Source organism: Caballeronia sordidicola, assembly GCF_000729995.1.
GTDB lineage: Bacteria > Pseudomonadota > Gammaproteobacteria > Burkholderiales > Burkholderiaceae > Caballeronia > Caballeronia sordidicola_A.
The window spans coordinates 90583-114822 of the sequence record NZ_JNFG01000019.1; the positions used below are offsets into that span (position 1 = coordinate 90583).

Annotated in this window: 23 protein-coding genes and 1 tRNA gene; 12 read left to right on the forward strand and 12 right to left on the reverse strand. The window is 59.6% G+C overall.

Features of this window, described 5'->3' with window-relative positions; genetic code table 11:
* The first annotated feature begins 23 nt into the window (after positions 1 to 23).
* Together FH08_RS0119125 and FH08_RS0119130 are read left to right on the forward strand one after the other, a co-directional pair.
* Complete coding sequence (locus FH08_RS0119125) at positions 24 to 1394, forward strand: short-chain fatty acid transporter (RefSeq protein WP_031359883.1); 1371 nt, start codon at positions 24 to 26, stop codon at positions 1392 to 1394.
* Between the two features lie 39 nt (positions 1395 to 1433).
* A complete protein-coding gene (locus FH08_RS0119130) occupies positions 1434 to 2786 on the forward strand; it encodes a 2-hydroxycarboxylate transporter family protein (protein ID WP_031359884.1) in 1353 nt (450 codons plus the stop codon).
* Between the two features lie 27 nt (positions 2787 to 2813).
* Here the strand turns inward: FH08_RS0119130 and FH08_RS0119135 are convergent, their stop codons facing one another.
* Positions 2814 to 3713 carry a LysR family transcriptional regulator gene (locus FH08_RS0119135; protein WP_031359885.1) on the reverse strand — a complete coding sequence of 300 codons (900 nt, stop codon included), beginning with the start codon at positions 3711 to 3713 and terminating at the stop codon, positions 2814 to 2816.
* A gap of 136 nt (positions 3714 to 3849) precedes the next feature.
* Here FH08_RS0119135 and FH08_RS0119140 point away from each other — a divergent pair, with 136 nt between their 5' ends.
* The 3 genes from FH08_RS0119140 to FH08_RS0119150 all read left to right on the forward strand — a co-directional run bounded on the left by FH08_RS0119140 (position 3850) and on the right by FH08_RS0119150 (position 6862).
* Positions 3850 to 5154 carry a CitMHS family transporter gene (locus tag FH08_RS0119140; protein WP_031359886.1) on the forward strand — a complete coding sequence of 435 codons (1305 nt, stop codon included), beginning with the start codon at positions 3850 to 3852 and terminating at the stop codon, positions 5152 to 5154.
* Positions 5155 to 5220: 66 nt separating this feature from the next.
* Positions 5221 to 6552 carry an acyclic terpene utilization AtuA family protein gene (locus FH08_RS0119145; protein ID WP_031359887.1) on the forward strand — a complete coding sequence of 444 codons (1332 nt, stop codon included), beginning with the start codon at positions 5221 to 5223 and terminating at the stop codon, positions 6550 to 6552.
* Between the two features lies 1 nt (position 6553).
* The gene (locus tag FH08_RS0119150; RefSeq protein WP_031359888.1) at positions 6554 to 6862 is read left to right on the forward strand and encodes a hypothetical protein; all 309 of its coding nucleotides are present in this window, start codon (positions 6554 to 6556) and stop codon (positions 6860 to 6862) included.
* A gap of 172 nt (positions 6863 to 7034) precedes the next feature.
* Here the strand turns inward: FH08_RS0119150 and FH08_RS0119155 are convergent, their stop codons facing one another.
* The 6 genes from FH08_RS0119155 to FH08_RS0119185 all read right to left on the reverse strand — a co-directional run bounded on the left by FH08_RS0119155 (position 7035) and on the right by FH08_RS0119185 (position 12352).
* Positions 7035 to 8630, reverse strand: coding sequence for an NYN domain-containing protein (locus FH08_RS0119155; RefSeq protein ID WP_031359889.1), 1596 nt, complete (start codon positions 8628 to 8630; stop codon positions 7035 to 7037).
* A gap of 444 nt (positions 8631 to 9074) precedes the next feature.
* Positions 9075 to 9494, reverse strand: coding sequence for a hypothetical protein (locus tag FH08_RS0119165; RefSeq protein ID WP_031359890.1), 420 nt, complete (start codon positions 9492 to 9494; stop codon positions 9075 to 9077).
* A 121-nt stretch (positions 9495 to 9615) separates the two neighbouring features.
* Positions 9616 to 9816: a DUF6538 domain-containing protein gene (locus FH08_RS54405; RefSeq protein WP_419178019.1), complete on the reverse strand. Its 201-nt coding sequence runs from the start codon at positions 9814 to 9816 to the stop codon at positions 9616 to 9618.
* Positions 9817 to 9900: 84 nt separating this feature from the next.
* A tRNA-Leu gene (locus tag FH08_RS0119170) sits at positions 9901 to 9985 on the reverse strand.
* 123 nt (positions 9986 to 10108) lie between these two features.
* On the reverse strand, positions 10109 to 11251 hold the full coding sequence (locus FH08_RS0119175) for an ABC transporter substrate-binding protein (RefSeq protein WP_235210410.1): 1143 nt from the start codon (positions 11249 to 11251) through the stop codon (positions 10109 to 10111).
* 159 nt (positions 11252 to 11410) lie between these two features.
* Positions 11411 to 12352, reverse strand: a complete 942-nt coding sequence (locus FH08_RS0119185) for a CysB family HTH-type transcriptional regulator (RefSeq protein WP_031359892.1) — start codon at positions 12350 to 12352, stop codon at positions 11411 to 11413.
* Positions 12353 to 12571: 219 nt separating this feature from the next.
* Here FH08_RS0119185 and FH08_RS0119190 point away from each other — a divergent pair, with 219 nt between their 5' ends.
* The 6 genes from FH08_RS0119190 to cobA all read left to right on the forward strand — a co-directional run bounded on the left by FH08_RS0119190 (position 12572) and on the right by cobA (position 18691).
* Positions 12572 to 14251 carry a nitrite/sulfite reductase gene (locus FH08_RS0119190; RefSeq protein WP_031359893.1) on the forward strand — a complete coding sequence of 560 codons (1680 nt, stop codon included), beginning with the start codon at positions 12572 to 12574 and terminating at the stop codon, positions 14249 to 14251.
* A gap of 20 nt (positions 14252 to 14271) precedes the next feature.
* Positions 14272 to 14808: a DUF934 domain-containing protein gene (locus tag FH08_RS0119195; RefSeq protein WP_031359894.1), complete on the forward strand. Its 537-nt coding sequence runs from the start codon at positions 14272 to 14274 to the stop codon at positions 14806 to 14808.
* Entirely contained in the window at positions 14805 to 15536 is a 732-nt protein-coding gene (locus FH08_RS0119200) for a phosphoadenylyl-sulfate reductase (protein ID WP_031359895.1), read from the forward strand. The genes FH08_RS0119195 and FH08_RS0119200 overlap by 4 nt, the downstream gene beginning before the upstream one ends.
* 67 nt (positions 15537 to 15603) lie before the next feature.
* The gene (gene cysD / locus FH08_RS0119205; RefSeq protein WP_031359896.1) at positions 15604 to 16566 is read left to right on the forward strand and encodes a sulfate adenylyltransferase subunit CysD; all 963 of its coding nucleotides are present in this window, start codon (positions 15604 to 15606) and stop codon (positions 16564 to 16566) included.
* Positions 16567 to 16597: 31 nt separating this feature from the next.
* Entirely contained in the window at positions 16598 to 17923 is a 1326-nt protein-coding gene (locus tag FH08_RS0119210; RefSeq protein WP_200878764.1) for a sulfate adenylyltransferase subunit 1, read from the forward strand.
* Positions 17924 to 17932: 9 nt separating this feature from the next.
* On the forward strand, positions 17933 to 18691 hold the full coding sequence (gene cobA, locus FH08_RS0119215) for a uroporphyrinogen-III C-methyltransferase (protein WP_031359898.1): 759 nt from the start codon (positions 17933 to 17935) through the stop codon (positions 18689 to 18691).
* Between the two features lie 190 nt (positions 18692 to 18881).
* Here cobA and FH08_RS0119220 read toward each other — a convergent pair whose 3' ends face one another.
* From FH08_RS0119220 to lptF, 5 genes are all read right to left on the reverse strand, one after another.
* Positions 18882 to 20186, reverse strand: coding sequence for a type II toxin-antitoxin system HipA family toxin (locus FH08_RS0119220; protein ID WP_031359899.1), 1305 nt, complete (start codon positions 20184 to 20186; stop codon positions 18882 to 18884).
* Positions 20176 to 20517, reverse strand: a complete 342-nt coding sequence (locus FH08_RS0119225) for a helix-turn-helix domain-containing protein (RefSeq protein ID WP_031359900.1) — start codon at positions 20515 to 20517, stop codon at positions 20176 to 20178. The genes FH08_RS0119220 and FH08_RS0119225 overlap by 11 nt, the downstream gene beginning before the upstream one ends.
* Positions 20518 to 20857: 340 nt before the next feature.
* Positions 20858 to 21226 carry a sirohydrochlorin chelatase gene (locus FH08_RS0119230; protein ID WP_031359901.1) on the reverse strand — a complete coding sequence of 123 codons (369 nt, stop codon included), beginning with the start codon at positions 21224 to 21226 and terminating at the stop codon, positions 20858 to 20860.
* Between the two features lie 41 nt (positions 21227 to 21267).
* Complete coding sequence (gene lptG / locus FH08_RS0119235) at positions 21268 to 22416, reverse strand: LPS export ABC transporter permease LptG (RefSeq protein WP_031359902.1); 1149 nt, start codon at positions 22414 to 22416, stop codon at positions 21268 to 21270.
* 4 nt (positions 22417 to 22420) lie between these two features.
* The gene (gene lptF / locus FH08_RS0119240) at positions 22421 to 23518 is read right to left on the reverse strand and encodes an LPS export ABC transporter permease LptF (protein WP_031359903.1); all 1098 of its coding nucleotides are present in this window, start codon (positions 23516 to 23518) and stop codon (positions 22421 to 22423) included.
* 254 nt (positions 23519 to 23772) lie between these two features.
* Between lptF and FH08_RS0119245 the strand changes: the two genes are divergently transcribed.
* A partial coding sequence (locus FH08_RS0119245; RefSeq protein WP_031359904.1) for a M17 family peptidase N-terminal domain-containing protein occupies positions 23773 to 24240 on the forward strand: 468 nt, incomplete at its 3' end.

The window sequence follows — 24240 nt, forward strand, 5'->3', positions numbered from 1 at the left end:
ACAACAATCACAAGGAGACTGATATGAAACCGGCGAGCGCTTCACCTTCGGGCGGCAGCGGTAAAACGCGCTTCACCAACGCGACCATCGAGCTCTTTGAGCGAGTAATCCCCGACCCCTTCGTTCTCGCCATCCTGATCACCGCGTTCGTCGCGGTCGTGTCCGCGTTGTTCGCGCCGCATGCGTCGTTCATGGGGATTGTCGGCGGCTGGTACAAGGGTTTCTTCGATATCCTCACGTTCGCGTTCCAGATCACGCTGATCCTCGTCACAGGCCACGCGTTCGCTCACGCGCCTCCGGTGCAGCGGCTTTTTCGCGCGGTCGTTTCTCTCGCGCGCACGCCGGTCCAGGCCGCCACGCTCACGTTTGTGTCAGTAGCGCTCGCATCGTTTTTCAATTGGGGTTTCGGCCTCGTGGTTGCAGCGCTGCTCGCGCGTGAAGTCGCCAAGCGCATGCGCGTGGACTTTGCGTGGATTGTCGCGGCCGGCTTCTCCGGCTGGGTCGTGTGGGCGAGCGGCATCTCGAGTTCGATCGCACTGGCCCAGGCGACGCACGGCAGCGCCATGAACGTCGTCGAAAAACTGACGGGGCAGGTGTTGCCGTTCAGCAGCACGGTGTTCACCGCGTTCAACCTGGTGCCGACGATCGTGATGCTGGTCGCCACGCCGATCGTGCTGGCTTTCCTCAAGCCCGCCGATGAAGACATCGTCGTACTCGATCTCGACAAGAATCCCGATCCGCCCGTGAAGACCCGTCCCACCGGCAAACTCACGCCGGCGAAGTGGCTCGAATATTCGTGGGTGGGCAGTGCGTTTATCGGCGCGGCGGGGGTGTCGTTCCTGGCGATTGCCTGGACGCACAAGACCGGCTTCAGCGGCGTGAACGCGGTGATCTTCGTGATGTTCATCGCGGGCGTGGTGCTGCACGGCTACCCCCTCGCGTACGCCGATGCCATCAAGAACGCCGCGCGCCAGACCGGATCGATGATGCTGCAATACCCGCTCTACGGCGGCATCATGGGGATCATGGAGGCGACCGGTTTGCCCGACGTGCTGTCGCACTTCTTCATCGCTATTTCGAACGCGCACACGCTGCCTTTCTGGAGTTATGTGTGTTCGCTGATCGTGACTTTCCTCGTGCCGTCCGGTGGCGGGCACTGGGCGGTGCAGGGACCGTTCGTGGTGCCGGCGGCGGTGGCGCTGCATGCATCGGTACCTGGCGCAACCATGGCGGTCGCCATGGGCGAACAGGTGTCCAACATGCTGCAGCCATTCTGGGCCGCGCCGGTGGTCGCCATGGCGGGTGTCGGCGTGCAGCGCGTGCTCGGCTTTACCGTCATGACTTTCCTGCTCGGCGCCGTCGTGTATGGCGCGGCCTTGCTGTTGCTGATTTAGGTGCCCGCCCAAAGTCAAACCAAAGTCACGGAGACTTGAATGGAGACGTCTGAAACACGCAATGCCCACGCCGCTGCGCCCTCAAGCGCGACGGTATGGAGAGATCGCTGGTGGGTGATATTCGATGTCCGTATCGGCGTGTTGCCCTTGCCGGTGTATATCGTGTTGCTGCTGGTGCTTGCCGCGATGGCTGCAAGCGGCAAACTCGACTCCGATTTGCCGACGGGTATCGCGCTGGTCGCCGTAGGCGGTTTTACCTGCGCCGAACTCGCGCGGCGCATTCCGTGGATCCGGCACATTGGCGCAACGTCCATCTTCGCGGCCTTCCTGCCGTCAGCGCTAATCTATTACCACCTGATGCCGCCGAGCGTCGTGAAGTCGGTGACCTCGTTTACCAAGAGCACCAATTTTCTCTATCTCTTTATCGCTGCGATTATCGTGGGCAGCGTGCTCAGCATGGACCGGCAGACGCTGATCAAAGGCTTCATCAAGATCTTCGTACCGGTGTGCGCCGGTTCCCTGGCAGCGGCGCTGGTGGGGACCGGTGTGGGCGCACTGCTTGGACTAGGCGCAAAACACACGCTGTTTTTCGTTGTCGTGCCAATCATGGCGGGCGGCGTGGGTGAGGGCGCATTGCCGCTGTCGATGGGGTACGCGCAGACGCTCGGTGTCGATCAAGGCCCGTTGTTCGCGCAAGTGTTGTCTGCGGTCATGCTTGGCAACATCGCGGCAATTTGCTGTGCGGGTTTCCTGAACTACGTGGGCACGAAGAAGCCGGCATGGACCGGCAACGGCCAATTGACGCGCAACGACGATCGCTCGCAGGCGGATACATCGCCGGCAGCGCCTGTTGCGTTTGAATTCGATGTCAGCTCCGTTGCCGCAGCGGGCGCAACCGCCATTGCGCTGTATCTGGTCGGGCAGTTGAGTCATCAATGGTTCGGTTGGCCTGCGCCCGTCGTGATGCTGTTGCTGGTGGTCGCGGCGCAATTGCTGCAAGCGGTATCGCCTCGCGTGCGCGGCGGCGCGCGCTTCATGTATTCGTTCTTTTCCACCGCTGTCACGTACCCGCTGATGTTCGCCATCAGCGTCGCCATGACGCCGTGGGGAGAGATCGTCACCGCGTTCCATTGGGCGAATATTGTGACCGCCGCAGTGACCGTGCTGACGCTGGTGGTGACGGGCTTCTTCGTGGGCCGGATGATGGGCATGCATCCGGTGGAAGCCGCCATGGTCAACGCAACGCACAGCGGTTTGGGCGGCACGGGCGACGTCGCCATCCTGACGGCGGGGAACCGCATGGAACTGATGCCGTTCGCGCAAATCGCGACGCGCATTGGCGGCGCGATCACGGTGATGGCCGCGCTCGCGGTGTTCGCCTATATGCGTTGAATCTGCGTTGAGTCGGCAGCCGCGCCCTTAGTCTCCGCGCTGCCCCAGCCCCTTGACGATCACCCCGACAAACGCCTCCGTCACGGGCGGCAGTGTGCGTCCGCGTTTCTTCACGAGCGCGATGGGGCGCACGAAACCCGGTTCATCGATAACCCGCGACACCAGCATCGGTTCCGCGCGCACCTCGCGCGCCAAGCGGGGCAGGATAGTCACGCCTAGCCCGGCCCGGACCATGGCCACCGCCGTCATCATGTAGGTCGGCTCGCAGGTGGGCACGGGGGCGCAACCGGCGTGCTCGAACGCGGCATCCACAACCGCTCGCACACTCGTTCCCGCCGCCGTCAACACCAGCGGATAGCGGACGATTTCCTCCAGGCCGACACGCCGCTCTTCTGCCAACGGATGCCCGTCCGGACACACGACGCACAGCCGGTCCTCGCCCGCGTGCAGCACTTCCAGGGAGGCATCGGTGACATCGCCACCGGTCAGTCCCACGTCGACATCCTCGTTACGCACCAGCGCGTTGACGACGCTTGCGACCACATCGCGGATTTGAAACGACACGCGCGGCAACGCGCGTCTGAAATCCTGGATCAGGTCGGGCAGCAAGCTCGCGGCGAATGACGGCAGGCACGCCAGCCTTACCGTGCCGGCGGAACCGTCGCTGAGCGCGCGGGCATCGTGAAGAACCTGTTCCATGTCGCCGAGCGACTTTTGCAGGACCGGCAGCAGATCCCGTCCGACCGGCGTCAGTGCAACGCTGCGGCTATTGCGGTCGAACAGCCGCGCGCCGATCGTTTCTTCAAGACGCCGGATCTGCACGGTCAACGCGGGCTGCGACAGATGCAGCCGCACCGCCGCGCGTGTGAAATTGCCCGCCTGCGCCACGGCGATGAATGCGCGGATATCGCGGAGATTCAGGTCCATGATTTTCGACTCTTATTTTCGTCTATTACGAAACGTGATTGCTGTCATCAAATCATTTCAATTGTTTTATCGACGTCTTGAAACTACGCTTGGTTCAGTCATAAAACAATCGATTAAAAAGATCGGAGACAAAACCTTGCTGCCCTTACTTGGCTTGGCCACTATCGTCGTCCTGCTCGCGGCGATTCTTTCAAAACGGATGTCGCCGCTGGTGGCGCTGATCATCGTGCCGATAGCGGCGTCGCTGATCGGCGGCTTCGGCTTGCAGACGAGCAAGTTTGTCATCGACGGTCTGAAGAGCCTTGCGCCCGTCGTCGGCATGTTCGTTTTCGCGATCCTGTACTTCGGCACCATCACGGACGCCGGCACGCTCGATCCGATCATCGACCGCATCTTGCGCACGGTCGGTACGCGGCCAACGCGGATTGTGATGGGCACTACGCTGCTCGCGCTGCTGATTCACCTCGATGGTTCGGGCGCGGTTTGCTTCCTCGTCACCATTCCCGCGATGCTGCCGCTTTACGACCGTCTCAAGATGGATCGGCGGGTGCTGGCCGCGGCGGCATCGATGGCAGCGGGGATCAATTTCCTGCCATGGACCGGGCCGATGATTCGCGCGTCGGCGTCGCTGCATCTGCCGATATCGGCGCTGTTCAATCCGTTGATTCCGGTGCAGATCGTCGGCCTCGTGTTTGTGTTTGGCATGGCTTGGTGGCTCGGCCGGCGCGAGGAGAAACGGCTGGGATACACGGGCGCTGACGGCGCAATCCCGATGCCGAAGCGCGAACTCACCGATGAACAGAAAGCGCTGCGTCGACCGAAGAATTTCTGGTTCAACATCCTGCTGACGCTGGTGGTGCTCGGCACGATGGTGGTGATGGGCGAGAAAATTCCGCCGGCGATCATGTTCATGGTCGGCCTGTGCGTCGCGTTGCTGGTCAACTATCCGAACGTGGACATGCAGCGTCAGCGCATTGACGCCCACGCACGCGCCGCACTGATGATGGCGGGCATCCTGCTCGCAGCCGGTGTGTTCACGGGCGTGATGCAAGGCAGCGGCATGCTCAAGGCGATGGCGCAAGCCGCGGTTGGTTTCGTGCCGCCTTCTATGGCAACGCACATCCCCGTTGCGCTCGGTTTCTTATCGATGCCGCTCAGCATGCTCTTCGATCCCGACTCGTTTTACTTCGGCGTGCTGCCGGTGATCGCGGAAGTGGCAGGGCAGCTGGGCGTGCCTGCTGTGCATGTCGGCCAGGCAGCATTGCTTGGGCAGATGACGACGGGGTTCCCGGTCAGCCCGCTCACGCCCGCGACGTTCCTGGTCGTCGGACTGACCGGCATCGATCTCGCCGATCATCAGAAATTCACGTTTCCGCTGTTGTTTGGCGCATCGATCGTGATGACGATCGCGTGCGTCGTGCTGGGCATCTTTCCTCTTTGAGCGCGTTTTCTAACGCAAGGAATCGCTATGACTGCTGCATTTAACGCTGTGACCCAAGCCACCCGCATGCGGATCGGCGCGGGCGCGGGTTACTCGGGCGATCGCATCGAACCCGCGGTCGAACTGGCCGAACACGGGGCGCTCGACTATCTCGTGTTCGAGTGCCTGGCAGAGCGGACCATTGCGCTTGCGCAGCAGGCGCGCAGAGCGAATCCGGAGCTGGGTTATGACCCGTTGCTCGAAGCCCGGATGCGCGCGGTGTTGCCGGCCGCTGTGCGCAATGGTGTGCGGATTATCTCGAACATGGGAGCGGCGAATCCGTTAGCGGCGGCGCGCAAGACGGCATCGATTGCGCATGAATTGGGTTTGAGCGGTTTGAAAATCGTGGCAGTCAGCGGCGACGATGTACTCGATGTCGTGAGGCAAGGGACGTATCGATTCGAGGAGTCGGGCGTCAGTGTTGCCGACTACGACAACCGGCTCGTATCGGCGAATGCGTATCTGGGCGCGGAACCGATTGTGGATGCGTTGAGGGCCGGCGCCGATATCGTGCTCACCGGTCGCGCGGCCGATCCGTCGTTGTTCACGGCGCCGCTGATCCACGCGTTCGGCTGGGCGATGGACGATTGGAACACGCTTGGCCAGGCGACGGTGGTGGGCCATCTCCTCGAATGCGCGGGGCAGATCACGGGCGGTTATTTCGCCGATCCCGGTTTCAAGGATGTGCCGATGCTCGCGCGCCTCGGCTTCCCGATAGGCGAGGTCGACGCCGATGGCGCCGTCACGATCACTAAGGTCGCGCACGCCGGCGGACGAGTGACGGAGGCCACGTGCAAGGAGCAACTGCTGTACGAAATCCACGATCCCCGTCGATACCTGCAGCCCGATGTAGTCGCCGACTTCACTCAGGTTCGCGTGGTGGAGGAAGCACCGGATCGTGTGCGCGTGAGCGGTGGGCGCGGGACATCGCGTACGGGGACGTTGAAGGTGACCGTGGCTTACGTGGATGGATTTATCGGCGAGGGGCAGATCTCGTATGGCGGCCCGGGCGCGGTCGCGCGAGCGAAACTGGCGCTTGAGATCGTGCGTGAACGGTTGGAGATAACTGGCGTTGCGACGAGCGAACTGCGCTTCGATTTGATCGGTATCGACTCGCTGCATGGCGCGACGCTGGGTGAGCGTAATGCAGAACCGTACGAAGTTCGTTTGCGTGTCGCTGGCCGCACCGATTCGATGGAGCAGGCGGTTCGTATCGGCAATGAAGTCGAGACCCTTTATACCAACGGTCCGGCTGGCGGCGGTGGGGTGACAAAGACGGCACGCGAGGTGATCGCGGTGCAGTCGGTTTTGATGCCACGAGAACTCGTGCGGCCATCGTTTGAAATGGTGGAGGTTTGAGATGAAACTACGCTTGCTTGCTCACTCCCGAACCGGTGATAAGGGCAATACGTTGAATGTATCGGTGATCTGTTACGACGCGCGGCACTACGATCATCTGCTCGCGCATGTCACGCCGGAGCGTGTTAAGGCGCATCTGGGCGATGTGGTGAAGGGCGATGTAACACGCTTCGAATTGCCGGAAATTTCCGCGATGAATTTCGTACTCGGACGCGCACTGGGCGGTGGCGTGACACGATCGCTCGCGCTCGATGCGCACGGGAAATCGATGAGTTCGGCGTTGATGGATCTGGAGATTCCGGAGCCTTGAGGCGTTGCGTTCTTGCGTTGAGATGGACTGGCTAAGGCGAGCCGGACGCTATATGTGAACTCTCAACTCCTGGCCGTCGCCAACACGTTCCAGTCGTTTGGCCGCAAGCAAATTTGCACAAGCCGTCATCGCCATGACAACCAAGTCACGGCGATGACGCGTCTTCATACGTTCACTCTTCGCTCGTTGCGGCCGCTGTCTTTCGCGGACGCCGGCTAGCCGGCGCCGTTTTACGTGGCGTCCTTTTTGCGGCTGTTTTCTTTGCAGCCGTTTTCTTGGCTTGAGACTCGTCCGTGCTGTCGACGGTGTCAGCTGCAGCGGCAGTCTCAACCGGCGCTTCCGGCTGCGTCTTTGCCACGACTTTCTTCGCTGCCGCCTGACGCCCACGCCGCGCTACGCCGGGTTTAGGTGACGGCGGTTCACCTACTTCGCTCGGTTGCGCAAGGGCTTCTTCCGTGCGTTCCACGAACACGAATTCGTCCTTGGCCTTCGGCGGTAGCGTGAAGAACGGTCGCTCGTCGGCGGCTTCGGCGCGAGCTTCGGGTGGCAGTTCCTGTGCTGCATCGAACACCGGTTCGTGAACCTGCGGTCTTGGGTTCCGATTGTTCCTGCGATTGCGGTCGCGGCCCTGCCTCGGTCGCGCATCGGCGCGGGCCTCAGGTTGCGCGTCTTGCGCTTCGTCGAGCAGCGGTTCCGCTACCTGCGATCGTGGGTTCGGTTCGTCCCTGCGATCAGGTTCGCCACTCGATTCGGAGCGCGGTTCTGCATGCGTTGCGGGTTGGGCTTCGCGCGGTTCATCGAAGAGCGGTTCGGAAACTTGCGGACGCGGGTTGCGGCCCTTTCTACGATTCCGGTCGTTACCCGAGCCACCCGTCTGCCGGTTTTCCTTCGACACGACAGGCGCCTCGACGTCCCTCACCGGTTCCGTTGCGGCCACAGATTGCGCGCGAAACACAAATGAACCCGACTTTTCATCCCGTCCCACTTCGAGCAGACCGCGCACTTGCGCTTCTTCCAGCAGATTGCCAAATGCGCGAAAGCCGTAGTACGACTCGTTGAAATCGGGCTTGCGCCGCTTGATCGCGCTCTTGAGCACTGAGGCCCAGATCTTGCCGCTTTCGCCGCGCTCGGAGGCGAGGTCATCGAACGTTTCCACCGCAATCGCGATGGCCTTGGCCTTGCGTGCTTCAAGTTCCTGCTTCGGCTGGCGGTCGTCGTCGGGCGAGCGCTTCGCCGACGATGCCACCGCGTTCGCATCCCGTGCGTCGCGTGCTTCACGGGCCTCGCGCGCTTCCCGCTTGGCAATGCTGCGTTGCTGCTCGCGTACGAGGTCATCGTAGAAAATGAATTCATCGCAGTTCGCAACCAGCAGGTCGGAGGTCGAGTTTTTCACGCCCACGCCGATCACTTTCTTCGCGTTCTCGCGCAACTTCGACACGAGCGGCGAGAAGTCCGAATCGCCGCTGATGATGACGAACGTATCCACGTGCGATTTCGTGTAGCAGAGATCGAGCGCGTCAACGACGAGGCGGATGTCCGCTGAATTCTTGCCCGACTGACGCACGTGCGGAATTTCGATCAGCTCGAAACTCGCTTCGTGCATCGCGGCTTTAAAACCTTTGTAGCGATCCCAGTCGCAATAAGCCTTTTTCACCACGATGCTGCCTTTGAGCAGCAGCCGTTCGAGCACCGGCATGATGTCGAACTTGTCGTACTTTGCGTCGCGCACGCCGAGGGCGACGTTTTCGAAGTCGCAAAACAACGCCATGCTGACGCTATCAGGGGATGAGGCCATAGAAACTCCAGCAGGAATGCCGGGTGTGCACGGCAGTATTAACGAGCGCACATGATATCTGTTTGTGGGCTGGGGTTTTAAAGGAGAGAAACAATCGTGGCGGGGAAGGGGCTGTCAGAGCCTCGCGCATGCCGGCAACCGACGCGTTGTGATGCGGGGGGATGTTCGGGTTCGGCAGTCTGCCGGTCGCAGATGCGGTAATCGACTTTGAGCCCGGACTCAATGCGAAAAAGCCGTCTCTGCATACGCAGAAACGGCTTTTCGGAAATGGTGCCCGGGGCCGGAAGAGATGGCTGATGAGCAACCTGCAAAGCTTTACATGTTTGCGCAGCGCTGCATCAGGAAGTTCATCGACATCTACGCGCTCTAGCTCTTTCATCTTAAGATGAAGTTCATCAATCAGCAGCTCTCTTAGGTCTACTGCGTCTTGAAGCTGGGGCCGACACCGAAAAACACTATTACGGACCAGTCAAGAAGTTGGAGCACCTTGCTAGTCAACGCTTCAGCTTTTGCTGAGTCCGGGGAGTCGCTTTCTGCGGAGGCGTCGCTATGCGCTTGCTGCAGTACTTCTTCAATGTGGCGCGAGTTCAATTTGAAGACAAACAGGAGGCTAACCGCCGCACCTAAAAATGAGATGGCAGCTAGCGCATATAAAACGAGCACGGTTATTGAGCTAGCGCCTAGCGATGTAAACAGAGTGAGGAGCAGCGCCACTCCGCCTGTCGAGAGCACTAGTAGGCTCTTGTCGTATTCAAGCCTCGTGTTGAACCACGCCGCGACATTGGCAGCATAAAACTGCAGATTTTCCTCTTGGATAAACTCTTCGTTCGTTTTCATTGTTTCCTGGGAACGCGTGGGGGGCGGGCCGAATAATTTGAGGCAAATTTATGAAAGGGTATCTGATAAAGCCAGCCTGTCAGTCACGTTCCCCCCCTGCCCCCTCGGTTTCCACGCGTGCTCATCCGTCTGCCTTAATGCGCCCATCGGGGGGCACGCGCGATATCTGCTTGGCTGCCACGCCCATGTCAGATGTGCGAAGGTTCACCTTCATCAACTTCTTCCCGTAGTGGGGCTGGAGGTCAATCGGAACAGGACGCTGGAAGTAGAAAGCGCTTCTGCCTGAGTAGGAACATCTCAAGGTGATGGTTCGTATCTGCATTGGGTAACTACCACTTAAGTTACCACAGAAACACGACCTTATAAGCCGGGGAGGCTTGCTGCGTAAGGACTTCAGAAGTTTGCGTGGTGCCCGGGGCCGGAATCGAACCGGCACGCCTTGCGGCGGGGGATTTTGAGTCCCCTGCGTCTACCAATTTCACCACCCGGGCAAACAGCATTTGAACCAGCCGACTAGGTGCGGAAAAATTCCGACGCCAACCGGCAAGTCAGCGATTATGCCGAAAATCGTTTCCGCGGGCAAGCCCTTGGACGCTCCGAGCAGACAACCGCACTCACTGGCTCAAATACGTGAACTGGCCGTTCTTGATGATGCCCATGACACTGGCCCGCTGATCCAACCCGACGTGATCGGTGGCGCTGGTATTGACCACGCCGTTAGGCACGACCAATTCATGCGCGTGTTCCAACTCCGAACGCAGCGCCACTCGAAATGCCACCGTCCCCGGCTGCCCGGCCTTCAGCGCGCGTCCGACCGCATCCTGCAGTCGCGGATAGACCCCGGCCGCATCGCCGGCAAACTGCGTGACCGACCCCTTACCGTACTTCGCCTCGTACGCGTCAACAAACGCCAGCGCTGCTTTCTTCGACGGATGATCAGAAGGCAGTGTCCGCGCGACCACGACCGGCTGGGTCGGGAACAGCGTGCCTTCCACGTCCTTGCCGCCGAGCTTGATGAACTCCGGCGTGGCAATGCCGTGCGTCTGATAAATAGCGCCTTTATAACCGCGCTCGATCAGCGTGCGTTCCGGCAGCACCGTCGGCGTCCCCGCGCCCGCGATCAGAACAGCATCCGGTTTCGCCGCCATCAGCTTGAGAATCTGCCCGGTCACGCTCGCGTCCGTGCGATTGAACCGCTCGCTCGCGACCACCTTGATATGCCGCAACTCGGCAAATTTCGAGAACTCGTTGAACCAGCTATCGCCGTAACTATCGGCGAAACCGATGAAACCGACCGTCTTCACGTTCCGGTTGACCATCGTGCGCGTCATCACATCGGCCATTGCGCGGTCGGTCTGGGCCATCTTGAACGCCCACACCTTCTTGCCTTCCTGCGGCTCGACCACCGATGCCGAGCCGATCAGCGTGATCATCGGTGTCTGGTATTCGGCTACCGGATCGAGCGCCGCGAGCGCTGCCGGCGTGATGTTCGGTCCGACGATCACATCGACTTTATCTTCTGTAATCAGCTTGCGGATATTGCGTACCGCTGCGCCCGGGTCGGAGCCATCGTCTAGGATGATGTATTCAGCCTGTTGACCGGCAATCGTCTTCGGCCACATCAGCATGGCGTTCTTGCTCGTGATGCCGATAGCGGCCGCCGGGCCGGTGCTCGACAAATCGATACCGACTTTCAACTGCGCATTGGCCGCTACGCTGAAAAATGCGAGTGCGCTGAACATGAGCGCCGGACGCATGAACTTCGACAACTTCATTGGAAGGTCTCCGCGAAGAGGTGTGGTTTAAAAATGCTGAAGTGTGGGGCTGACAAAAATCGCGCGGTACGATCGCGCAGCGAGAGTTTCGACGCGAGCATTGCCCGCGTCGTGATCAAAGCTGTCGATCCAAGCGCTCAATCAAAGCTCGTAGGTTTCGTGCTCGCCCGACAGCGCCTGCTCGATCAGCTTGCGGTTCATGGAAGGCGAAAGCAGTTCGACCAGCGTGTACACATAGCTGCGTAAATACGCGCCTTGTTTCAGAGCGAGCCGCGTGACATTCGTGCCGAACAGATGGCCGACGGGCATCGCCCGAAGATGTTTATCGCGTTCCGGGTTAAACGCGATATCCGCGAGAATGCCCACCCCCAGCCCAAGCTCGACATAGGTCTTGATCACGTCGGCATCAATAGCTTCCAGCACGATGTCCGGCGTCAGGTGGCGCAGCGCGAACGCCTGGTTGATCTTCGAGCGGCCGGCGAATGCGTTGTCGTAGGTGATGATCGGGTATTGCGCGAGGTCGTCGAGCGTCAGCAGCTTGCGTTCGAGCAGCGGATGGTCCGGCTGCACCACGGCCACGTGATGCCACTGGAAACACGGCAGCGACACCAGTTCCTTATAGTTGGCGATCGCTTCCGTGGCGATGGCGATATCAGCCTGATCATGTATGACCATTTCGGCAACCTGCGTCGGGCTACCTTGCAGAATCGAAAGGTGGACCTTCGGAAAGCGCTTCTTGAACTCTGCGATGGCGTTCGGCAGCGAATACCGCGCTTGCGTGTGCGTGGCCGCGATCACGAGATTGCCCTGATCCTGCGCCGCGTAATCCTTACCGACGCGCTTCAGGCTTTCCACTTCCTGCAAGATTTTTTCCACCGATGCCAGGATAATTCGCCCCGGCTCCGTCAGCGAACGAACCCGTTTGCCATGACGCGTGAAGATCTCGACCCCGAGTTCATCCTCCAGCTCGATGATCGCCTTCGATACCCCCGGCTGCGACGTGAACAGCGCTTTAGCGGCTTCGGTGAGGTTGTAGTTCTGCCGGACGGCTTCGCGCACGAAGCGGAACTGGTGCAGATTCATATATAACCCATCCGCATATCAAAGTAATTTATCAGTCGTTTGCAATATATAGGAAGTTTATTACCATCGAGGCAATTTTTCCAATATCGATATCTGTATTTGTCATAAGCAAATGAACGCATGGTCTGAACGGCGTTCCTGTCAACGACTCTACTAATTTCGAGATGCGGCGTGGCTAGGACGCCGTGTTGAAGGAACTACTAATACTGGGGCCCCCGAATGTATCAATACGATCAGATCGACCAGAAAATCGTCGACGAACGCGTCGCTCAATACAGCGACCAAGTGCGCCGCCGTTTGTCGGACGAGTTGAGCGAAGAAGAATTCCGGCCGCTGCGCCTGCAGAACGGTCTGTATTTGCAGCGCCACGCGTACATGCACCGCATCGCGATTCCGTACGGCAACTTGCGCAGCGACCAAATGCGCATGCTCGGCACGATCGCGCGTGAACACGACCGCGGCTACGGCCACTTTTCGACGCGGACCAACATCCAGTTCAACTGGATCAAGCTCGAAGAGACACCCGAAATCCTGCGCAAGCTGGCATCGGTGCAAATGCACGGCATTCAAACGTCAGGCAATTGCATCCGCAATATCACCGCCGATCAATTCGCGGGCGTGGCGCCCGATGAGTTCGTCGATCCGCGTCCTTGGGCCGAAATCCTGCGCCAATGGTCGACTTTTCACCCCGAGTTCGCATGGCTGCCGCGCAAGTTTAAGATCGCGGTGAACGGCTCGGTGGAAGATCGCGCAGCGGTGCAAGTGCATGATCTGGGCGTTTATCTGAAGAAGAACGCGGACGGTGAAGTGGTCGCGAGCATTCTCGCGGGCGGTGGCCTGGGTCGTACGCCGATCGTCGGCGCGATCATCAAGGAAGATCTGCCCTGGCAGCATCTGCTGACGTATTGCGAAGCCGTGTTGCGTGTGTATAACCGCTACGGCCGTCGTGACAATATGTATAAGGCGCGGATCAAGATTCTCGTGAAGGCGCTGAGCCCCGCGAAATTCTCGCAGCAAGTGGAAGAAGAGTGGGTGCATTTGAAGGACGGTCCTTCTACGCTCACGCAAGAAGAACTCGACCGCGTGTCGCAGTTCTTCGCACCACCGGCGTATGAGAAGCTGCCGGATACGGATGCGTCATATGAAAAGCATCTCATCGATAGCAAGCCGTTCGCGCGCTGGATCGAACGCAACGTGCGGCCGCACAAGGTGCCGGGTTATGCATCGGTGACGTTGTCGCTGAAGCCGACAGGCATTGCGCCGGGCGACGCAACGGACGTGCAGATGGAAGCAGTCGCCGATCTCGCCGATGAATTCTCGTTCGGTGAAATCCGCGTCTCGCACGAGCAGAACCTGATTCTCGCGAACGTCGAGAAGCGTGATCTGTTCGCTGTGTGGGAACGTGCAAAGGCGCTGGGTTTCGCGACATCGAATATTGGTTTGCTCACCGACATCATTGCGTGCCCGGGCGGCGATTTCTGCTCTTTGGCAAATGCGAAGTCGATCCCGATTGCGCAAGCCATTCAAGAGCGTTTCAGCGACCTCGACTATGTGTACGACCTCGGCGACCTGACGCTCAACATCTCGGGTTGTATCAACGCGTGCGGTCATCATCACATCGGCAACATCGGCGTGCTCGGTGTCGATAAAGACGGCTCGGAGTGGTATCAGGTCACGCTCGGCGGCGAGCAAAGCTCGGGCGCAACCGGCGCACATCTTGGCCGCGTGATCGGCCCGTCGTTCTCGGCGGAAGAGATGCCGGACGTGGTGTCGCAAGTGATCGATACGTTCGTCGAGAATCGCATTGAAGGCGAGCGGTTCATCGAGACGTATGGCCGTATCGGCATCGCACCGTTCAAGGAACGCGTGTACGCGTCGCGCCAGCCGGCGCATGCTTGATCGCTCAAGGAAAAAAGCACATGGCTTTGATTATCAAGAATCGCGAAGTGGTTGAAGACGACTGGACCGTGGTGCGCGCCACCGAAGATGGCACGCTGCCCGCAGTGGATGCATTGCCGGCCAAGGTGCTCGTGCCGTTCACATGGTGGAAAGAGCACAAGAACGCGCTGACATTGGCGCACAAGAAAGAACTGATCGGCGTGTGGCTTGCCCCGGATGATGAACCCGCGGAACTTGTCGAAGACTTCGACAAGATCGCACTGATCGCCATCGATTTCCCCAAGTTCAGCGATGGCCGCGGTTTCAGCATCGGACGTTTGCTGCGCGAGCGTTATCAGTGGAAGGGTGAGCTGCGCGCTATTGGCGATGTACTACGCGATCAGTTGCGTTTTCACGCACGTTGCGGCTTCGACGCGTTCGCCGTTCGCGCCGATAAAGACATTCACGACGCGCTGAACGCGTTCGGCGAATTGAGCATCTCGTATCAGGGCGCTGTGGACAATCCGGAACCGCTGTTTCGCCGTCGTGAAAAAGCGGCTGTCGGAGCGTCTGCATGAATGCCGAACTGCAAGCCAAAGTCGAACGTCTTGACGCGCTGCTCGATTCCATTGCGCAACGTCATGCGAACGTCAAGCTAGCCAGCAGTCTCGCCGCCGAAGATATGTTGCTCACGCACGCGATTCTTTCGCGCAGCGTAAAAATCGGCATCTTCTCGCTGAACACCGGCCGTTTGCACGCTGAAACTCTGGGCATGATCGATCGCGTGAAAGAGCGGTATGGCTACGACATCGAACAGTTTCATCCGCAGCCGCAAGCGGTGGAAGAGTATGTTCGGGATCACGGTCTGAACGCGTTCTATGAAAGCGTGGATCTGCGTAAAAGCTGTTGTGGCATTCGTAAAGTCGAACCGCTAAATCGCGCGCTGAAGGAAGTGAGCGCGTGGGTCACGGGGCAGCGACGCGAGCAATCCGTAACGCGCGTAGAGTTGCATGAAGAAGAGCAGGACGCACCGCGTGGAATAGCCAAGTTCAATCCGCTCGCGGACTGGACCGAAGCGGATGTCTGGGCTTATTTGAAGGCCTTCGACGTCCCCGTCAACCCGCTGCATGCGCGCGGTTATCCGAGCATTGGCTGTGAGCCGTGCACGCGCGCCATTCGCCCAGGCGAAGACAGCCGGGCAGGACGCTGGTGGTGGGAATCGCGGGACACGAAGGAATGCGGCTTGCACGTGACGAATATCAGACTCGTGGAAGACCGCAGCGCAGCGCCAAGTTCGGCGCTCTGAACGCATTGATATTGACGCATGTCGCCGCAAGCTAGGTGTCATGCAAAGCAACCAAGGAACGACGCATATGAGCAGCACGCTCGATTCAACAGTCAACGCCCCGATCGCGAATCGCGGTGACCGGATGGACCACCTCGACTGGCTCGAAGCCGAGTCCATTCATATCCTGCGCGAACTCGTGGCCGAGTGCAGCAAGCCTGCTTTGCTGTTCTCCGGCGGCAAGGATTCGGTCGTCGTGCTGCATCTCGCGTTGAAGGCATTTGGCCTGGGCTCGGGTCGCAAGACCGTGCTGCCGTTCCCGCTGGTTCATATCGATACCGGTCATAACTTTAGCGAAGTGATCGACTTCCGCGATCGCCGTGCCGCTGAAATTGGTGCGGAACTCGTGGTGGGTCATGTCGAAGATTCGATCAAGAAAGGCACCGTGCGCCTGCGTCGCGAAACCGATTCGCGTAATGCTGCGCAAGCAGTGACGTTGCTCGAAACCATCGAAGAATACGGTTATACGGCGTTGATCGGCGGCGCGCGTCGCGATGAGGAAAAGGCCCGTGCGAAAGAGCGCATCTTCTCTTTCCGCGATGAGTTCGGCCAGTGGGATCCGAAAGCGCAACGCCCCGAATTGTGGAGCATCTATAACGCGCGCCTGCATAACGGCGAGCACTTGCGCGTGTTCCCGATTTCGAACTGGACTGAACTGGATATTTGGCAATACATCGGCCGTGAGAAGCTTGAACTGCCGTCCATTTACTACGCGCACGATCGCGAGATCATCCGCCGCAATGGCTTGCTCGTGCCGCTGACGCCGATCACACCGTTGCAGGAAGGCGAAGTGTCGGAAGTGGCGCAAGTGCGTTTCCGGACCGTCGGTGACATCAGTTGCACGTGCCCCGTTGCCAGCGATGCCGACGATGTCGAGAAGATCATCGCTGAAACGGCCGTGACGGAAATCACCGAGCGCGGCGCCACGCGCATGGACGATCAAGCGTCCGAAGCCGCAATGGAAACCCGCAAGAAACAAGGTTATTTCTAAGCATCACGCCGCAAACAAGGAACAGGGAAACATCATGAGTATTCATCAACCCGAAGACCTCGGCGTGTTGCGTTTCATCACGGCAGGCAGTGTGGACGACGGCAAGAGCACGTTGATCGGCCGCCTGCTGTTCGATAGCAAGGCCGTGTTGTCGGATCAGTTGTCCGCGTTGTCGCGGGCGAAGAATAAGCGCACTGTTGGCGATGAAATCGATTTGTCGCTGCTGACCGATGGTCTTGAAGCTGAGCGTGAGCAGGGCATTACGATCGACGTTGCATACCGCTATTTCGCGACTGCGAAGCGCAAGTTCATCATCGCCGATACCCCCGGCCACGAGCAGTACACGCGCAACATGGTGACGGGTGCATCGACGGCACATGCCGCGATCATTCTCGTCGACGCAACGCGCGTGACGTTCAAGGATGGCGTCGCGCAACTGTTGCCGCAGACGGTGCGCCATAGCGCGATCGTCAAGTTGCTTGGGCTGCAGCATGTGATCGTCGCGATCAACAAGATGGACCTGATCGAGTTCAGCGAGTCGCGCTTCAACGAGATCCGTGATGCGTATGTCGAACTCGCGCGCCGGCTGGGGATTGCCGATGTGCGCTTCGTGCCGGTGTCGGCGTTGAAGGGCGATAACATCGTAACCGCCAGCGAGCGCATGCCGTGGTATGCGGGCGAGCCGCTGCTTGATCTGCTCGAAGCTTTGCCGGTTGCGCAGCCTGTCGATCAGGCGCTGCGTTTCCCGGTGCAATGGGTCGCACGCCAGGATGGTAGCCAGGCCGACGATTTCCGCGGCTACATGGGCCGTGTTGAGTCTGGTGAAGTGAAACTGGGCGACACGATCACCGTGCTGCCGGCCAATCGCGATGCAACCGTTGCCGAGATCATCGCGCCGGTTCCGGGCGGCGTGGCGCAAGTGGATCGTGCGTTCGCGGGCCAGACGGTGACCATTCGCCTGACGGAAGATGTGGATGTGTCGCGCGGTGATACTTTCGTGCCGCGTAACACAAGCGGCACGAAGATCGAGCCGGCGAAGAAGCTGGACGCGGACCTCTGCTGGTTCGATGAAGAACCGCTCTCGCCGCAGCGCAAGTACTTGCTGAAGCAGACCACGAACACGGTGTTCGCGCGGATTGGCGCGATCAAGGAAGTCCTCGACGTGCATACGCTGCTGCATTCGGTGGACCGCCATAACCTGACGATGAACGACATCGGTCGCGTGGCGCTGACGCTGCAAAAGCCGATCGTCTGCGATGCCTACGACACGCATCAGGGCACGGGCGCGTTTGTTCTTATCGATGAAGCGACGCATCACACGGTTGCGGCCGGGATGATTCGCGCGTATTCAGCCTGAGAATTGACTATGGGTAAGGTGTATTTGATCGGCGCGGGGCCGGGGGCTGCCGACCTGATTACGGTTCGTGGCGCCCGGTTGTTGAGCCAGGCGAATGTGGTTTTGCATGACGCATTGATCGAGCCGGCCATGCTCGATTACGCGCCCGAAGCGCGCAAGATCGCGGTCGGCAAGCGTTGCGGACAGCGCTCGACCGCGCAGCATTTCATCAACAAGCAGATCGTCGATGCCGCCCGCGAACATGATGTCGTCGTGCGTTTGAAGGGCGGAGACCCCATGCTGTTCGGCCGCGCCGACGAAGAAATGCGCGCGCTCGAAGCGGCGGGTATTGAGTACGAAGTGGTGCCGGGGATTACGGCTGCATTGGCGAGCGCCGCGACGCTGAAGCGCTCGCTGACCTTGCGCGGGGTCGCGCGTAGTGTTGCCCTGGCGACCTACAGCCGTGCCCCTGACAGCGATGAAATCCGCCAGCAGGCGAGTGCGGATTCGCTCGTGTTCTACATGGGCCGCGACAGCGCGCCGGAGATTGCGCAGCAGCTTATCGATGCAGGGCGGCCAGCGTCGACGCCGGTTGCCATCGTCGAGGCGTGCAGTACCGAACGTGAGCGTTCGTTGACGCTGACGCTGGGCGAAATGGCGATTGGTGATGCGCAGAACTGGCTCGACGCATCGCAGCCGAGTTTGTTGATGATCGGTGAGGCGTTTGCGGAGCGGTCGGTGTTGGTCCCCGTGCAAAGCGCGGATGCGGCATTGCAGGCTGCGGCCTGATTTAGGCTGACGTTGACGCGGCGAAACCGCGCCGCTGCGCGTGGAGTTCTTCGGCTTAACGTCCGTTGCGATTCGTCGTCTGAAAAGCCCCGTGGGTCATAGACCCACGGGGCTTTCTTACACCTGTGCCGGTTTCTTGATGCCCGCACAATTAGGTTCTGCACCGTCCCGTCCCGCAAGCGTTGAAGAACTATGCCTTCTCCACTTCACGCAGCCCAATGGCCTGCGGCTTGCGGAATGCAGAGGCGATCTTGTCGCACTCGGCCCGGGGAACGCCGACCTCCTCGAAGTAAATCCGCCACTCCCTCACAACAGCCGACAAATGCTGGATGATTTCGACGGCCGCGTGCTTGAGCAGACCGAATCGCCCCGCCGCGGAGAGCGCATTGTCGAGCGTCGCCAGTCGGCCCATTGCCGGACCTACGCCCAGCACGAGGAAGCGCTCGGTGCCGACTTGCGGCTTCGGTACGACGTCGTAAAGATCGCTGAGGCGCCAACCCTTGTTTGCTCCGTCCCACACAAATGCATGATTGCGAAGATGGTCGTCGTCGTTCGTCACCAGGATGTTGAAGACCATTCGCTTGAACAACTCGACCTTGTCGGCCGCCACAAAGCCCGTCGCGCCGCGTTCACCAAGCAGGTCCGCCAAGTCCGTGTAATTGGCCGATGCGGTATCGCTCTCATGCATCTTGAGCATGGTCAGCGCGCTCACGACGTGGCGTTTGCCGAATGCGCCTCCGGACAACGGCATGCGGTCAAATCGTTCGATCAACATGACATCCCGCCCGTCGGCCAAGTGAACGGGCTTGGTGGCAGGAACGCGCATACCGCACTCGCGGGCGAGTTCAAGCGTGGCGCGCTCCACAACAGGAACGTTGAACCCGTCCCGGGCGACGGGAAATTTGGCAACCCATTGCCGCCCATTGTCCAGCAGCACGGCTTTGGGCCGCGCGCCTCCGAAAGTTGCGCCGACGCTAAAGAGTAACTGCAGCTTTTTCGGTACCGGTTTGCCCTCCTGGATCATGGCTGCTGCGTCGAGCAGATAGGAGAGCTCTTTTGCATCCGGTAACTTGCCGGGTTCCGCGGGGGCGGTGGGGGAGTCCCTGAAATCCAGCGCGCCGGTCCGGTGCGGGCCCGCATGAGCCAGATATTCAGTTTCGGGCAAACCATCAGGCGCCGCCCTCAACATATTCTCGATCACGCGCCGTCCCCAAGAATCCGGGGCAGCATCACGAATTGCGCCAAATAGCGCTAATCCGGCAGGTGGCTGAAATACCGCTTCTTTGGACCGCTTCGCCTCGTCCAGAGGCATGCTGACCGGATCCACGGCTGCGGCGTTTGCACGCTGCAGGTACTTGTTGCCGTAGACGAAAGTCGACCCGACGGGCTTGATGCCTTCTTCGAGTAGTTCGAGCTTGCCGGCAGGAACCGCTTCGGCTGCACCTTCGAGGGAGATGAAGACGTATTTGCTCCATGTCGTCGTATTAAAAATCATATTCGCCTGTCTTCGAAGCGGTCTTGCGGGGACGCACACGAGATTCCGTCTTGCGTCGCGCTTCGCCTACCACGTCGTTTTGCGGATTCGCGAGCGGCTGGAGCAATCCGAGAAGGCCGGCACGTTCGAACGCGTGCAGCCACGACGAGAAGCTGACCGAAACATCGCCGTTTTCTATGCGTATCAGGGTGCTCGGGCTGATGTTGGCTCGCTCGGAAAAATCCTTCCGGGTCATGTTGCGCGCGATGCGGGCAGCGGCGACCGCGCGTCCCAGCCCCGTGGCTTGATAACCAAGTTCTGGCGAAGAAAAATCCTTGTTGTTGCGCTTCATTTGGTCGTATCTGACATATAAACCCACTTAATTGGTCAGTATAGACAAAATTCGCAGATCGTCAATGTTTCGGAATAGCAAAATTATCCATATCTGATCAAATAACCTACTTAATTATTCAGATATGACTATTTTTGGCTATTTAAAAGACGTTTGATCGGTGAAATGTCCACATCGGCGTTTGCCGAAGCTCATCCTGCGGCCGTCTTGTGGGAGCAGGCGCAGCGGCGTCGGCCAAGACAATCCCTCGGACAAGACAATGCCCCGGAAGTCCATGACTCGCGGGGCAGAGTGGAACACGGTCGTGCTTTCGTCAGCACATCAGTGCGAGGCGATACACCTATTCAATCTGCCGAATGCAATATTGCGCGACCGCATCCAGCACCGAGTCGTCTTCACCGACCGCTGTTGCACAGTGAATGGTCAGCGATGGAAACATCACCCGGCATCGATCCAGCAATTCAGGCAGGTCGCGTCGTATATGGCCGCCCTGGCCGAAGAACACGGGCACGACGGTGAGCGCATCGCATCCATCCGCCGCCAGGCGTTCGATAGCCGTGGGTAAATCGGGGGTCATCAGTTCAAGAAACGCCAGCGATACAGGCACGCTGCGCATTGCGCGCAGCTTCGTGGCGAGCCGTTCGAAAGGCTCGGCCCAGCGTGGATCGCGTGCGCCGTGGCCAAACAAGATCATGCCGTGCTTGCTCATCGCGTTCTCCGCTGTCTTCAAAGCCCCGACGCATGAAGCCCCTAGTGCCGGTCCACCCACCGCAACCCGATCAAGCCGACGACCAGGTAAGCCAGCGCCGGCGCTGCGGCCGTCAATGGCGCGGGCCAGGTGTTCAGCGTACCAATGTGCGAGAACAGCGTGTTGATCAGCTGGAAGCTCATACCGATCATGATGCCGCCGAACACCTTCACACCGACCACGCCGGCGCGCGTATGCAGGTAGGCGAACGGCAGTGACAGCACCAGCATCACGAGCACCGCGAGCGGGTACAGGATCTTGCGCCAGAACGCGATCTGGTAACGCTGCGTGTCCTGATGATTTTCCGTCAGATGCTGAATGTAGCGGAACAGGCTGAACATCGACATCCGGTCCGGCGACACCAGCAGCACCGACAATATCTGCGGCGTGAGTTCGGAGCGCAGCGAGTACTCGGGAACGGTGATCTGTTTCGCGCGATAAACGGGGTTAAGCGCATCGCCAGGATTCACCGCTTGCGGCGGCGCATCGACGAGTTCGGTGTCCGTCACATCGGTGAGCTTCCAGTGGCCCGGCGGCTGGAACACACCGCTCTTCGCAATCCGCACATTCGTCAGCCGGAACAGCGAATCGAATTCGTAGATACGCACGTTCGCAATGGTCGTATCCGGATTCAGCGTGCCCACGTTCACAAAGCGTGTGACCTGTTCGCCGTCCGCGCGCGCGGTCAGCGTGTCTTTCACCCAGACGCCTGATTCGAAGTTCATGGACACCGATGACCCCAGCGCCTCGAGCCGCACTTTCTCGGAGAGCTGGTCGGAGTAGGGACCGACCACTTCGCCGATCACATACGTGAGGAACACCATGGGTATGCCGATCTTGAGCAGCGAGCGCAGCGCCTTGCCCGTGGACAATCCGGACACGCGGAAAATGGTGAACTCGGACGCGGCGGCCATTTGCGCGAACACGTAGATGGCCGCGATCAACGCGGCAACCGGAATGATTTCGTAGAAGCGCGAGGGCGTCTGCAAGGCCACCCGCAGCACGGCGAGCCCGAACTTGTAGTTGCCGTGGCCGACCGTATTCAGCTCATTGATCAGGTCAAAGAAGAAGAACAGGCCCGAGAACGCAAACAGGATGAAGATGAACGCGAGATAGATCTGGCGCGCGAAATACCGTTCGTAAATGCGCATTGCGTCAGGCCCCTTTCGAGCGGGTGAACGCCGACAGCTTGAAGAGCGGGCGATTGCGTATGCGCATCCAGAAGATGACCGCAACCATGATCGAGACGAGTATGTGCAGTCCCACGAGCCCGAAGACGAACGACACCCGGCCTTGCTCGATCCACGACTGCACCACGTTCAGCAGGTTGGAATACGTCAGGTAGATCAGCACTGCCATCACGAGATTGATTGTGCGACTGCGTCGCGGATTCTGATAAGACAGCGGAATGGCAAGCAGCATCAGGTTGATCGCGATCAGCGGCAGACCCGCGCGCCACGCAATTTCGGCAAGGTTGTCGCGAGTGGGATTGGCCAGCAATTCGTCCGTATACATGCCGGTCGTGGTGGGCGTGTTCACGAATTGCTGACTTTGGATCTTCACGCCGTAGCGCTCGAATTCCATGATACGGAAGTTCGGCTGGCCCGGAATGCCGTCATAGCGCCGGCCGTTTTCCAGCACCACGAAACGATCGCCATTGGCGTGCGTTTCAGTATGACCGTTCTTCGATACCACCACGTTGACCTTGCCGCCTTCCGTGCTCGTCACGAACACGTTCTGCACGTGCCCCTGATCCGGCGACATCTTTTCGATAAAAAACACGCGGTGGCTGGTCTGCGATTCGCGGAACTGGCCAGGCGCGAGCAGCGAGACTTCGTCGCGTTGCTGGAACCGCGCCTTGATCAGCTTGCTTTGCAAATTCGACCATGGCCAGACCACGAACGCGAAAAATACGATGGCAATAATGATGGGCGTGGAGAACAGCGCGATCGGCTTGATCAGCGCAGTCTGACTGATGCCCGACGCGAGCCACACCACCATTTCCGAGTCGCGATACCAGCGCGTCAGCACGAAGAGGATGGACACGAACAGGGTCACGATCATGATCACGGCGAGATAGCCGATGACGGTAAGCCCGATCAGCACGACGACGTCGCGCGGATCGACTTGCCCCGATGCTGCGAAGCCGACGATGCGGATCATCATCGTGGTCAGCATGATCGTGAGCAGAACCATGAATACGGCGCCAGCCGTATACGCGAGTTCACGCTGAAGGGAGCGTTCGAAGATCATTGATTGTCAGGTGGAAACCGGCGGCGAGGCGGTTGGATTGGCGGTTGGATTATGTGGGGTCCGCCGTTTGGATCCGCGCTTGGATCCGCGTTTGGACCGCACGCCATGACAAACGTGCCGATTGAACGAGTCACGAACGAGTCATGTGCGAGACATTCAATCCGGGTATCGCTGCCCGCGACCGCCTCGGAAAAAAATAGCGGATAATTGCGGCTTTCATCCTTCAGCCCAGATTTTATCCGAGGATAAGCGCGATGGACTTTAGCATAAAAGCCTGTGATTGGAGCAAAGGCTCGGCAAATGGTTTCCTTAACGGGAAGGCCGATGTAGTGGTGCTCGGAGTGTTCGAAGCGCAGACGTTGACGGGCGCAGCCCGCGAGATGGATTTGGTGACCAAGGGACTGCTCACGCGCACGGTGAAAGCCGGCGACATGAGCGGCAAGGCCGGTTCCACCCTAATGCTGACCGAAGTGACGGGGATTGGCGCGTCTCGGATCCTGCTGGTCGGCCTCGGCAAGCAGGACGGTTTCAATCAAAAGACTTACACGGAAGCCGCGCGCGCCGCATGGCGGGCGCTGCTCGCCACAAAGATCGCGAACGTGGCATTCACGCTCGCCCAGTTGCCGGTGCCCGAGCGTACCAGCGACTGGGGCGTGCGCTGTGCCATCCTCGCGCTGCGCGAGTTGACCTACAAGTTCACGCAGATGAAGAGCAAGCCGGAA

Coding starts and splice junctions, on each gene's coding strand:
- FH08_RS0119150 (WP_031359888.1), top strand. CDS start 6,554: ATGAAACTACGCTTGCTTGCTCACTCCCGAACCGGTGATAAGGGCAAT.
- FH08_RS0119200 (WP_031359895.1), top strand. CDS start 14,805: ATGAATGCCGAACTGCAAGCCAAAGTCGAACGTCTTGACGCGCTGCTC.
- FH08_RS0119135 (WP_031359885.1), bottom strand. CDS start 3,713: ATGGACCTGAATCTCCGCGATATCCGCGCATTCATCGCCGTGGCGCAG.
- FH08_RS54405 (WP_419178019.1), bottom strand. CDS start 9,816: ATGCAGATACGAACCATCACCTTGAGATGTTCCTACTCAGGCAGAAGC.
- FH08_RS0119155 (WP_031359889.1), bottom strand. CDS start 8,630: ATGGCGTTGTTTTGCGACTTCGAAAACGTCGCCCTCGGCGTGCGCGAC.
- FH08_RS0119230 (WP_031359901.1), bottom strand. CDS start 21,226: ATGAGCAAGCACGGCATGATCTTGTTTGGCCACGGCGCACGCGATCCA.
- FH08_RS0119195 (WP_031359894.1), top strand. CDS start 14,272: ATGGCTTTGATTATCAAGAATCGCGAAGTGGTTGAAGACGACTGGACC.
- FH08_RS0119220 (WP_031359899.1), bottom strand. CDS start 20,186: ATGATTTTTAATACGACGACATGGAGCAAATACGTCTTCATCTCCCTC.
- FH08_RS0119125 (WP_031359883.1), top strand. CDS start 24: ATGAAACCGGCGAGCGCTTCACCTTCGGGCGGCAGCGGTAAAACGCGC.
- lptG (WP_031359902.1), bottom strand. CDS start 22,416: ATGCGCATTTACGAACGGTATTTCGCGCGCCAGATCTATCTCGCGTTC.
- lptF (WP_031359903.1), bottom strand. CDS start 23,518: ATGATCTTCGAACGCTCCCTTCAGCGTGAACTCGCGTATACGGCTGGC.
- FH08_RS0119175 (WP_235210410.1), bottom strand. CDS start 11,251: ATGCGTCCGGCGCTCATGTTCAGCGCACTCGCATTTTTCAGCGTAGCG.
- FH08_RS0119145 (WP_031359887.1), top strand. CDS start 5,221: ATGCGGATCGGCGCGGGCGCGGGTTACTCGGGCGATCGCATCGAACCC.
- FH08_RS0119185 (WP_031359892.1), bottom strand. CDS start 12,352: ATGAATCTGCACCAGTTCCGCTTCGTGCGCGAAGCCGTCCGGCAGAAC.
- cobA (WP_031359898.1), top strand. CDS start 17,933: ATGGGTAAGGTGTATTTGATCGGCGCGGGGCCGGGGGCTGCCGACCTG.
- FH08_RS0119190 (WP_031359893.1), top strand. CDS start 12,572: ATGTATCAATACGATCAGATCGACCAGAAAATCGTCGACGAACGCGTC.
- FH08_RS0119225 (WP_031359900.1), bottom strand. CDS start 20,517: ATGAAGCGCAACAACAAGGATTTTTCTTCGCCAGAACTTGGTTATCAA.
- FH08_RS0119165 (WP_031359890.1), bottom strand. CDS start 9,494: ATGAAAACGAACGAAGAGTTTATCCAAGAGGAAAATCTGCAGTTTTAT.
- FH08_RS0119130 (WP_031359884.1), top strand. CDS start 1,434: ATGGAGACGTCTGAAACACGCAATGCCCACGCCGCTGCGCCCTCAAGC.
- cysD (WP_031359896.1), top strand. CDS start 15,604: ATGAGCAGCACGCTCGATTCAACAGTCAACGCCCCGATCGCGAATCGC.